Source organism: Candidatus Eisenbacteria bacterium (assembly GCA_035577985.1).
In the GTDB taxonomy this organism is placed as follows: domain Bacteria; phylum Desulfobacterota; class Binatia; order DP-6; family DP-6; genus DATJZY01.
In genome coordinates, this window is record DATJZY010000090.1 from 19,416 (window position 1) to 29,315 (window position 9,900).

The window sequence follows — 9,900 nt, forward strand, 5'->3', positions numbered from 1 at the left end:
TCAGGCCGCCTGCGTCTCCCGTGCGACGTCGACGATCAGCGTCGTGACGCCGCGCCGCCGCAGCGCCGCGGCGAGCGCCTCCGGATTCTCACCGACCGCGATCGCGGCGCCGCCCGCGCCACCCCCGGTCAGCTTCGCGCCGAGCGCGCCGGCCGCGCGCGCGCAGGCGACGAGCTGCTCGACGTCGCGCGACGAGACACCGAGCGCCTCCAGCACGGCCTGGTTGCGATCGAACGCCGCGCCCAGCGCCGCGAGATCGCCCGCGCGCGCGGCACGGATGCCGTCGTCGACGATCGCGCCGATCTCGTCGAAGAGGCCCTCGTAGCGCGCACGATCGGTCTCCCAGCGCGCGCGCAGACCCCCGACGGCGCTGCCGGTGCTGCGCGGCCGCTCGCCGAACCCGACGACGAGGCCGATCGGACGGCCGGGCACGACCGGCGTCACGTCCGGGGGCTCGCCGCGCACGAAGCGGAAGCAGCTCCCGAGCGCCGCCGCCGCCGGATCGACGCCCGACGGCGTGCCGTGGAAGATCGCCTCGAAGCGACGACCGAGCGCCAGCTCGTCGTCGACCGTGAGGGCGCGTTTGGCGGCGGCCGCCGCGGCACGCAGGACGGCGACGCAGAGTGCGGCCGAGCTGCCGAGCCCGCGGCCGGCGGGGAGCGCCGAGCGGACCCGCACGATCGTCCGCGACGGATCGAGCCCGACCGCACGCGCCACCTCGGCGACCAGGCGCACGCCGCGGTCGTCGTCGGGCTCGTCGGAGACGAGCCGCGGACCCTGGCCCACCTCGAGCGTCGCGTCGACGCCGAGCGCGATCCCCGTCGCGAGCGCCGGCCGTCCGTAGACGACCGCGTGCTCGCCGAGGAGGATCACCTTGCCCCCGGCGCGGCCGTGGGCTGCCTTCTCCATCAGGACCTCGTGTCGAGCGTACGCAGGAGCTCGCGAGCGCGATCGATCTTCACCTCGCCGGCCGCGATGAGTCGCTGCCGGAGAACCTCGGCCTCTTCACCGCGTGCGCCGGCCGCGTGCGATACCGCACGCGCGTGGAGCGCCATGTGCCCCTTCTGGATTCCGTCGGTCGCGAGCGCCCGCATGGCCGCCATGTTCGACGCGAGCCCCACGGCCGCCATGATGGCGGCGAGCTCGCGCGCCGAGGCGACGCCGAGCACGCGGAACGCGAGCCCGACGCGGGGGTGCGACTCGACGGCCGGCCCGACCGTCGAGACCGCGAGCGGCATCTCGATCGAGCCCGTGAGATGCCGATCTTCGATCGCCCATGTGGTGAGCGACCGGTAGTTGCCGTCACGCGCCGCATAGGCGTGCGCCGCCGCCTCGATGGACCGCCAGTCGTTGCCCGTCGCCACGGCCACGGCGTCGATGCCGTTCATGACGCCCTTGTTGTGGGTCGTCGCGCGATATGGGTCGGCCCACGCGAACTCGTACGCGTAGAGCATCCGCTCGGCGACCTCCTCGCCCGCCATGCCGTCGCGGCCGAGTGCCTCGACGGGAACGCGGACCGCCGCCCGCGCGAGCCGGCGATCGGCGAGGTTCGAGAGGATCCGCAGGCACACGACGCCGCCGGCGATCTCCTGCACCATCGGGGCGAGCCCCTCGACGAGCGAGTTGACCGCGTTCGCCCCCATCGCGTCGCCGGTGTCGACGATCACGTGGAAGACCACCATCGTCTCGTCGCGGGGCGAGCGCACGAGCCGCACTTCGATTTCGCGCGGGCCCGCACCGCGCCGGCAGAGTCCCGGCGTCAGCTCCTCGGAGCGGACGAGGATCCGCTCGCGCGCGGCGTAGAGTCGCTCCATCGCGGCACCGGGATCGGGCACCTGCACGAGCTGGATCTGCCCGATCATCGCCCCCGGATCTGCTTCGGCGACGAAGCCGCCGCCGGCCCGCGCGACCAGGGCCGCGTTCGAGGCGGCGGCGATCACCGACGGCTCCTCGACAACCATCGGGATCACGTAGTCGCGCCCGTTCACCTGGAAGTTGAGTCCCACGCCGAACGGGAGCGCGAAGGTCCCGACGGCGTTCTCGACCATGATGTCCGCGACCTCGAGCGGCAGCGCATCGGCCGCCTCGAGCACACGGCGATCGTCCGTGCTGAGCCCGAGGGCCTCAGCGAGCTTCTGACGGCGCTCCTCGATCGTCAACCGATAGAACGCCGGGATCCTCGAACTGGTCATTCTCCTCCTCCCGCAAGCACCCACGTACGCAGGCGCGGCCCGAGCACGGTATGCGCCCGACCGAGCGCGTCGACGTTGCGTGATCCTGTCAGCACCATGGCCGTTCGCAGCTCGACGACGAGCCGCTCGATGTAGCGCCTCGCGGCCGCGAGGCCCCCTTCTCGATACGCGCGGAACACCGGCAATGCCACGCCCGCGATCCGCGCCCCGAGCGCGACCACCTTGGCCACGTCGAGCCCGGTGCGGACGCCGCCGCTCGCGATGCAGGCCATGCCGAGGTCGCGCACGCCGAGCACGGCGGCAGCCGTCGGGATGCCCCACTCGGAGAACACGCGCCCGAGCTCGCGCCCGGGCTCTTCCGCACGCACGGCTTCGACCTTCACCCACGACGTTCCGCCGGCGCCCGACACGTCGAGCGTCGTGACACCCGCATCGCGCAGGCGGAGCGCGACGGCGCGCGAGATGCCGCAGCCCGTCTCCTTCACGACCACCGGCGCGCCGAGCTCGCGCACGATGCGCTCGATGGCGGCGAGGCCGCCGCGGAAGTCGCGATCGCCGCCGGGCTGGATCAGCTCCTGCGCCGGATTGAGGTGCAGGCAGAGCGCATCGGCACCGACCGCGGACACGAGCCGCGCGATCTCGGTCGTGGGCAGCGCCGCCGCCTGCACGAGCCCGATGTTCGCCAGCACGAGGGTCGTCGGGGCATGGCTGCGCACCTCGAACGTGTACGCCAGCTCGGGGCGGCGATGCATGGCGCGCTGCGACCCGAGGCCGAACGCGATCCCGAACTCCTCGGCGACCCCGGCGAGATCGCGATTGATCTCCGACGCCTCGGCCGTGCCGCCCGTCATGCCGGTGATGAGGAGCGGCGCACGCAGCCGTTTGCCGAGGAACGTGGTGCCGACGTCGATCTCGTCCACGGCGAGCTCGGGCAGCGCGTCGTGCACGAGGTCGACCTCCTCGAGCAGCGTCGTCTTGCCGGCGTACTCGACCGGGCTCTGCTCGCAGACGTCCAGGTGCGAGCGCTTGCGGTCGCTGATGGTCTCAGCCAACGGCGACTCCTCGCGTTGCAATCGTGACGTCGAGCGGGAGAATGCCGGCGTCGCGCCACGCGGCGCGCACCGCAGCCGCAACGCCCGCGGAGGTCGCGAGCGCGATGCCGCAGTCGCCGCCGCCCGCACCCGACGGCTTGGCGGCGGCGCCGGCGCGACGTGCCGCCTGCACCAGACGGCCGAGCGACGGGGTCACGATCGGCAGCCCCGTCTCGTCGCCGAAGCGCACCAGCAGGTCGGCGGACCGGTCGATGGCCGCGCAGAGCCCCGATGCGTCGCCGCGCGCCACCGCCTGCGCCGCGTCGCTCGCGGCCGCGGTGAGCTCGGCGAGGACGGGCGGATCAGGCATCGTGGCGAAGCGTCCGACGAGCGGCGTCGTGGCCGCCGACTCGCCGGTCCACCCGGCGATGAGGTGCAGGCCGTCCGGCAGCGATCTCTCCGCGACCCCCGCGCTCGTCTGGGCGCGCCGCGTCTCGACGAGGCCACCGTGGACGGCCGCGGCGACGTCGGCGCCACTGCCCTGCCCGGCCTGGAACGCGGCGTTGGCCGCGAGGGCGGCCGGAAGCACGGCGGCCGGGCCGGTATCCTCGCCCGCTGCCGCCCGGCAGGCGGCCGTCGCGGCGGCGATCGTGGCGGCGCTGCGTCCGAGGCCCAGCTTGCGCTCGCCGATCAGGAAGGCGCGGGAATCGACGAGGATGCGCCCACCGAGCCCGCCCGCCGTTCGAACGGCGGCGAGCACGGCTCCGGCGTCGCCCTCCGGAATCGCGCCCGTCATGGCATCGCCGCGCCACGTGCGACCTTCGGCGAGGGATTCGATCACGAGCTCGCCGGAGGCTGTCTCGAGCTCGATCCGCACGGTGCGATCGACGGCCGCGACCAGGGCGGGTGCGCCCCGCAGGACGGCCCACTCGCCGGAGACGAAGAGCTTGCCGGGGGCCGTCGCGACGATCATGCGATGACCTCGGCGCCGCGACCCGGCGCGCAGGTGAGCACGCGTTCCACGCCGGCGATCTCGCGCAGGGCGGCGGCGATGCGCTCCGTGTCGCCGGGCTCGCACAGGACCTTCACCTGCGGACCCGCGTCGATCGTGACGAAGCCCCGCACGCCCTCGGCGCGGAGCGCCCACACGCGACGGATGCACTCGACCGTCGCGCCGCGCCAGTAGAGCAGCGGGGGGCGCGCGGCGAGACCGACCGCGTGCATCTTGAGGGCGCTGTGCTCCGCCACGAGCCCCAAGGCCTCGAGGTCGCGCGCGGCAATCGCGGCGCGGGCCTCGGCGAGGTCCCGTTCGGCCGTCTCGACCCACGCCGGATAGAGTGGCGAGGTCGCGGCCCGCTGCATGCCCTCGCGCGACGAGACGCTCTTCGGCGCCGTGCTCGTCACGGCGACGACCATGCGCACGTCCCAGGCGGCCGGATCGAGCAGCGGCTCGGCGATCGAGTCGCGACCGTCGGGCCGCTCGCCCCGATGCCACACGACGAAGCCGCCGAAGATCGAGCGGGCCGCCGAGCCCGATCCGCGTCGGGCCAGGGCCGAGAGCGCGGGGGGCTCGAGGCGAAGGCCGGCGGCGCGGCTCGCAGCAAGCGCGAGCGCGGCGAAAGCGGCCGCCGACGAGGCGAGGCCGACGCCCTTCGGGACGCCGCTCGTGGTGCGAACCCGGGCAGGAGCCGTCACGCCCGCTTCGGCACGCACGACGTCGAGGAAGCGATACACTCGCGCGCCCTCGTCGCCGCCGGCCGGGGCACCGTCGATCGTGCACGAATCGGCCCGACCCTCCTCGAAGGCGCAGCTCGCATCGACGAAGAGCCCCTCCAAGGTAAGGGAAATGCTGCCGTTGGCGGGAAGGTTCAGCACGGGATCGCGCTTACCCCAGTACTTCACGAGCGCCACGTTGACGTTCGCGCGTGCCGTGGTGTTGCAGCCGCCCATCGTCGAACGGCCAGTTTCTAGCCCTTTCGTCAGCCTCCCGCACCCCCTGACCGGTCGGTTTAGACCGCCCGGTCAGCGGCGTCGCCTCTATCGGACGGCCCGGGCGCTGTCAATCCGATCGGCCCCCAGTGCCGCAAAAAGGCTCGACTCGCGGCGATAGAAGCCCTGGGTGTGGAGGGAGTCGCGGAGGCGGAGATGCGTGTAGTCGAGGTGGTGGCAGAGCTCGTGGAGCAGCGTGCGCAGGAAGGTCCGCGCGGCGACGACCTGGGCACGTTTGGCGGTGAACATCCACAGGGTGATCGTGTCGCGCGCGGGCGCTTCGCCGGGCGTGTACAGGCCGTGCAGCTCGCCGCGCTGATCGTGCGGGCGCCGCTCCGCGACGCGCACCCAGACCTTGGACACGCGAAACGCGCTGCAGATCCCGTCGGCGATCCGCTGCGCGTAGACCTGCACCTCGACCGCGCGTGCAGTCGCGAGGACGTGGGGCAGCTCGTTCACGGCCTCGATCAGCGCCGCACCCGGGCGCAGCGGCAGCGACGTCACGCGATCGCTCGCGGCGGCGACACGCTGCAACGCCGGTGGAAGCCGTTTGTACCAGGCGGGACTCGGACCCGGCGGGCGCAGCTCGGTCGCCATCGGCGCACGCGAACACTATCGGACAGGCGCGGCGGCACGCAATCTATGCCAGTGTACCCGGCCGATGCCCGCACCGCCCGACGCCTCGGCCGAGATCGCCGCCGCGATCGAGGACGTCGTCCGTACGATCGGGGCCGGAGGACCCGCGCCGCGCGGGATGCCCTACTTCGGGCTCGACCATCCGAGCGGTACGCGCCTGCGCCTCGTCGACGAGCTCGCGGCGCGCGGGATCTTCCGCAAGTACGAGCACGTGCTCGACTTGGGTGGTGGGCTCGGCGCCAGCACGCGCTACATGGCCGTGCGTCTCGGATGCACGGCGACGGCGACGGGAACGGCGGCGGAGGCGCGTGCCGCCGGCGGTCTCACGCGGCGCGCGGCGCTCGGCTGGCAGGTGTTTCACGTCGCCGCCGACGCCGCCAGCCTTCCCTTCGGCGAAGCGGCCTTCACCCACGTCTGGGCGATCGAAGCGTTGCCGCAGCTCGGCCCGGCGGAACGGACGCTGGCGGAAGCGGCGCGCGTCCTGCGACCAGGCGGACACCTCGGCATCCAGGACCTCGTCGGCACGCAGGCCGATCCGCTGCCTGGCATCCTCGGCCCTTCGTGCTCACGTACCCGGGATCTCGCGCGCGCCGGCTTCGTCGAGATCGCGGAGCGCGACGTCACGGCCGAAGCCGTCGAGCACGGGTCGCGACAGCAGGTCGCGCGGGCACAGCTCGCGCGGCGGTTGGGCGACGGCCACCCGCTCGTGCGCCGACGTCAGACGATCGAGCATGCGCTCGCGACGGGCCGGCTGCGCGTCGTCCAATACACCGCGCGCCGCCCGTAGAGCGTCAGCGCTGGATCACGATGCCGCCGCCCTGGCTGCTTCCGGTGTACGCGCCGCCGCGATCGGCACCGCCGCCGTCTCCGCTTCGCACCGCCGGGCTCTGGTGGCCGCCGCCCCACGCGCCCTGCTGGCGGGGAGCTTGCTGCGCCACCGACGAGCCACCCTGCTGCGGCGAGACCCGTCGATCGACCTTCGGGACCATGACGTCGCGCTGCGGCCCCTGCCGTCCGGGGCTGGCCCAGCCGCGCGAATCCATCTGATGCCCCGGACTCACGTCGTCGTGGCGCCGCGGACCCGGATCGACGACGATCTGCCGATCACCACTGCGCCCGCCGTGGTCGCGCGCGGCGTCGACGTCGTCGTCCACGTCGCGTTGCCGGTGCGTGAGGGTTCCGCCGCCGTTCGGCTGGACGGGCCGCATGACGCCCCCCGCGCGGCCGTCGTCGTCGCCGCGCCGCCGCCAGTTGCCGTCGTCGACGACGGCCGGCGCGTCGTTGCGATCGTGCGGCCGCCCGCCGTGCTCGATCACGCGCTCGCCGCCCCGATCGACGACGCGCTCCCGCACGCGCTCGCCACGATCGAGGCGCGTGTGCACCCACGGCGCGATCGAATCGCTCGGACGATCCGAGCGCCGGACGATCGGGTGACGGCTCACGCGCTCGATGTCGTCGAGCGCCGGCGCGTATGCGACGCCACGGCCCTGATGGTGGACGATGTAGTCGGGCAGGAAGCGCCGGTCGTGGATGATGACGCCGTCCACGCGCGGCGAGCAGAAGTGGTAGTCGTGCACGTAGCTCCAGTAGCTCGGCGCGATGGGGTAGCCGGCGATGCCGAGCGGCGCCCAGCCGACGAAGCCGTCGCCCCAGTACCAGTTGACCCACGCCGGGCTCCAGACGTAGCCGGGCGACCAGACCCAGCCGTAGAGGTTCGAGTAGCCCCAGTTTCCGTAGTGGAACGTCCACGCCCAGGGCTCATAGGAGACCCACGTCCAGCCGTACGAGGTCCAGACCCATTGGCCGTCGTCGTAGGGACGCCAGTCCCACGCGACCGACGGGCGCCAGACGCGCCCGAAGCCGCCGTCGTCGACCCAGTAGCCGTGGGGCGACAGGGCGGTCTCGTATTCGCCGGGATCGGGGCGGTCGTCCCAATCGGCGCGGGCGGCGATCGGTCCAGCGGCCGCCACAGCGATCAGCAGGGCAAGCGCCAACCCGATTCGTGAGCGCATGTCAGCGGAACACTGCGTTCGGAGTTTCGTTGCGCGATCCGGTCAGCCCCATTCGTACTCCTCCTCCACCACTTGAAGACCGGGCAGCAGCGTCGCGGGCAGCCCATCCACGAACCGTGACGGTTTCCCCAGCACCATCCCCGTCGAGCGGTCGTAGATGTCGATCGGATAGGTGAGGAAGAGATGCTCCTTGGCGCGCGTGACCGCAACGTAGAGCAGGCGCCGCTCCTCCTCGACCTCCCCGTCGTCACGCAGATTGTAGAGGGACGGGAAGCGTCCGTCGACCATGCCGATGACGAAGACCGCCCGCCACTCGAGTCCCTTGGCGGAGTGGATGGTCGAGAGCGTGAGCAGCCCCTCGTCGATCTCCGCGGCCAGCACGTCGCCGACGCTGTCGGACGGCGGCTCGAGGGCCATGTCGGCGAGCAGCGAGGCCAGGCTCCGGTAGCGCGCGGCGATGGTGAGGAAGTGCTCCAGATCCTTCTCGCGCTTGGGATAGTCCTCGGGGTGGAGGTGGCGGAGCATCGGTGCGTAGAAGCCGACCACGGCCGCGACCTTGTCGGCGACCGGGACGGCCTCCGATCCGACCTCGACCAGCAGCGTGGCCAGGCGCGCGAGGTCCTTCGAGTACGCCCCCTTGCGCGGGAAGGAGCCGATCAGCTCGACGGCGGCGGCGAGATCGGTCGCCGGCGCGAGGTGCTTGAAGACGTCGCCCGCCGTCTTCGGGCCGAGCCCGTCGAGCAGCAGGAGCACGCGATGCCAGGAGACGGCGTCGCGTGGGTTCGCCACCACGCGCAGGTGCGCCAGCACGTCCTTCACGTGCGCGGTCTCGATGAACTTGAAGCCGCCGCGCTTGACGAACGGGATGTCCACCTTCTGCAGCTCGAGCTCGAGGTCGAAGGAGTGGTAGCTCGAGCGGAAGAGCACCGCGATGTCGTCGAGCGAGACGCCCTCCTCGCGCAGGTCGAGGATCCGCTGGGCGACGAACCGCGACTGCGCGCGCTCGTCGCCGCACTGCACGAGCAGCGGCGGCTGATCGCCGGCGGTGCGCGCGCGCAGGATCTTGGTGTGCTTCTCGCGGGCACGGTCGATGATGGCGTTCGCGAGCCCGAGGATGGGCGACGTCGAGCGGTAGTTCTCCTCGAGCTTCACGAGCCGCGTCCCCGGGAAGAGCTGCTCGAAGTCCATGATGTTGCGGAAGTCCGCGCCCCGGAACGAGTAGATGCTCTGGCTGTCGTCCCCGACCGCCATGACGTTGTCGTGCGTGACGGCGAGCCCGCGGACGATCTCCGCCTGGAGGCGGTTCGTGTCCTGGTACTCGTCGACCATGACGTAGCGGTACGTGCGCGAGAGCTGCTCGGCCACGTCGCGATGGCCGTGCAGGAGGTCGCGCAGGAGCACCAGCAGGTCGTCGTAGTCGACGAGCCCCTGGTCGCGCTTGTAGTCGCGGTAGGCGCGCTCGAGGCGCACGAGGTCGTCCAGGTGGTCGGCCAGATGCCCGTACGTCGTCTCGATCAGGTCGGGCACCGTCGTGCTCTTGTTCACCGCCATGCTGAAGACTTCCAGGATGGCGGCCTTGCGCGGGAAGCGGCGCTCCTTGCGATCGAGGCCGGCACGGGCCCGCAGGAGGTTCACGACGTCCTCGGAATCGCTGCGATCGAGGATGGTGAAGCCGGGGGCGACCCCGACCGCCCGCCCCGTGCGACGCAGGACCAGGTTCGCGAACGAGTGGAACGTGCCGCCCGCCACGTGCTCGCACGACGCGCCGACGAGCACCGCCGCCCGCCGGAGCATCTCCTCGGCCGCCTTGCGGGTGAAGGTGAGCAGCAGCACCTGCGCCGGGTTGATGCCGGACTCGACCAGCCGGGCGACGCGGTAGACGAGCGTGCGCGTCTTGCCGCTGCCGGCGCCGGCGATCACGAGCACCGGGCCCTGGAGCGTCGTCGCGGCTTCGAGCTGCGAGGGGTTCAGCTCACCCGCGTAGTCGATCCGATAGCGGACGGTCTCGCGCGTGTCCGGTCGCGAGCGCAACGTGTAGGT

At 72.5% G+C, this 9,900-nt stretch carries 9 protein-coding genes; 1 reads left to right on the plus strand and 8 read right to left on the minus strand.

Features of this window, described 5'->3' with window-relative positions; genetic code table 11:
• From mvk to VMS22_12660, 6 genes are all read right to left on the minus strand, one after another.
• Positions 1-909 carry a mevalonate kinase gene (gene mvk, locus VMS22_12635; protein HXJ34872.1) on the minus strand — a complete coding sequence of 303 codons (909 nt, stop codon included), beginning with the start codon at positions 907-909 and terminating at the stop codon, positions 1-3.
• Positions 909-2,192, minus strand: coding sequence for a hydroxymethylglutaryl-CoA reductase, degradative (locus VMS22_12640; protein HXJ34873.1), 1,284 nt, complete (start codon positions 2,190-2,192; stop codon positions 909-911). Before VMS22_12640 ends, mvk begins: the two co-directional genes overlap by 1 nt.
• Positions 2,189-3,244 (minus strand): type 2 isopentenyl-diphosphate Delta-isomerase, encoded by a 1,056-nt coding sequence (fni, locus tag VMS22_12645; GenBank protein HXJ34874.1) that lies wholly within the window; start codon positions 3,242-3,244, stop codon positions 2,189-2,191. The genes VMS22_12640 and fni overlap by 4 nt, the downstream gene beginning before the upstream one ends.
• A complete protein-coding gene (locus tag VMS22_12650; protein HXJ34875.1) occupies positions 3,237-4,196 on the minus strand; it encodes a hypothetical protein in 960 nt (319 codons plus the stop codon). Before VMS22_12650 ends, fni begins: the two co-directional genes overlap by 8 nt.
• Positions 4,193-5,173, minus strand: a complete 981-nt coding sequence (gene mvaD, locus VMS22_12655) for a diphosphomevalonate decarboxylase (protein ID HXJ34876.1) — start codon at positions 5,171-5,173, stop codon at positions 4,193-4,195. Before mvaD ends, VMS22_12650 begins: the two co-directional genes overlap by 4 nt.
• Positions 5,174-5,260: 87 nt before the next feature.
• A complete protein-coding gene (locus VMS22_12660; protein HXJ34877.1) occupies positions 5,261-5,809 on the minus strand; it encodes a hypothetical protein in 549 nt (182 codons plus the stop codon).
• 64 nt (positions 5,810-5,873) lie between these two features.
• On the opposite strand from VMS22_12660, the gene VMS22_12665 reads away from it, so the two are divergent.
• Positions 5,874-6,635 (plus strand): methyltransferase domain-containing protein, encoded by a 762-nt coding sequence (locus VMS22_12665; GenBank protein ID HXJ34878.1) that lies wholly within the window; start codon positions 5,874-5,876, stop codon positions 6,633-6,635.
• A 4-nt stretch (positions 6,636-6,639) separates the two neighbouring features.
• Here the strand turns inward: VMS22_12665 and VMS22_12670 are convergent, their stop codons facing one another.
• On the minus strand, positions 6,640-7,860 hold the full coding sequence (locus VMS22_12670; GenBank protein ID HXJ34879.1) for a DUF6600 domain-containing protein: 1,221 nt from the start codon (positions 7,858-7,860) through the stop codon (positions 6,640-6,642).
• A gap of 42 nt (positions 7,861-7,902) precedes the next feature.
• The coding region (locus tag VMS22_12675) for an ATP-dependent helicase (GenBank protein ID HXJ34880.1) at positions 7,903-9,900 on the minus strand (1,998 nt) is incomplete at its 5' end.

Excerpts from the sequence above, each read along its gene's own strand:
- mvk (HXJ34872.1), bottom strand. The coding sequence starts at position 909 with ATGGAGAAGGCAGCCCACGGCCGCGCCGGGGGCAAGGTGATCCTCCTC.
- VMS22_12640 (HXJ34873.1), bottom strand. The coding sequence starts at position 2,192 with ATGACCAGTTCGAGGATCCCGGCGTTCTATCGGTTGACGATCGAGGAG.
- VMS22_12650 (HXJ34875.1), bottom strand. The coding sequence starts at position 4,196 with ATGATCGTCGCGACGGCCCCCGGCAAGCTCTTCGTCTCCGGCGAGTGG.
- mvaD (HXJ34876.1), bottom strand. The coding sequence starts at position 5,173 with ATGGGCGGCTGCAACACCACGGCACGCGCGAACGTCAACGTGGCGCTC.
- VMS22_12660 (HXJ34877.1), bottom strand. The coding sequence starts at position 5,809 with ATGGCGACCGAGCTGCGCCCGCCGGGTCCGAGTCCCGCCTGGTACAAA.
- VMS22_12665 (HXJ34878.1), top strand. The coding sequence starts at position 5,874 with ATGCCCGCACCGCCCGACGCCTCGGCCGAGATCGCCGCCGCGATCGAG.
- VMS22_12670 (HXJ34879.1), bottom strand. The coding sequence starts at position 7,860 with ATGCGCTCACGAATCGGGTTGGCGCTTGCCCTGCTGATCGCTGTGGCG.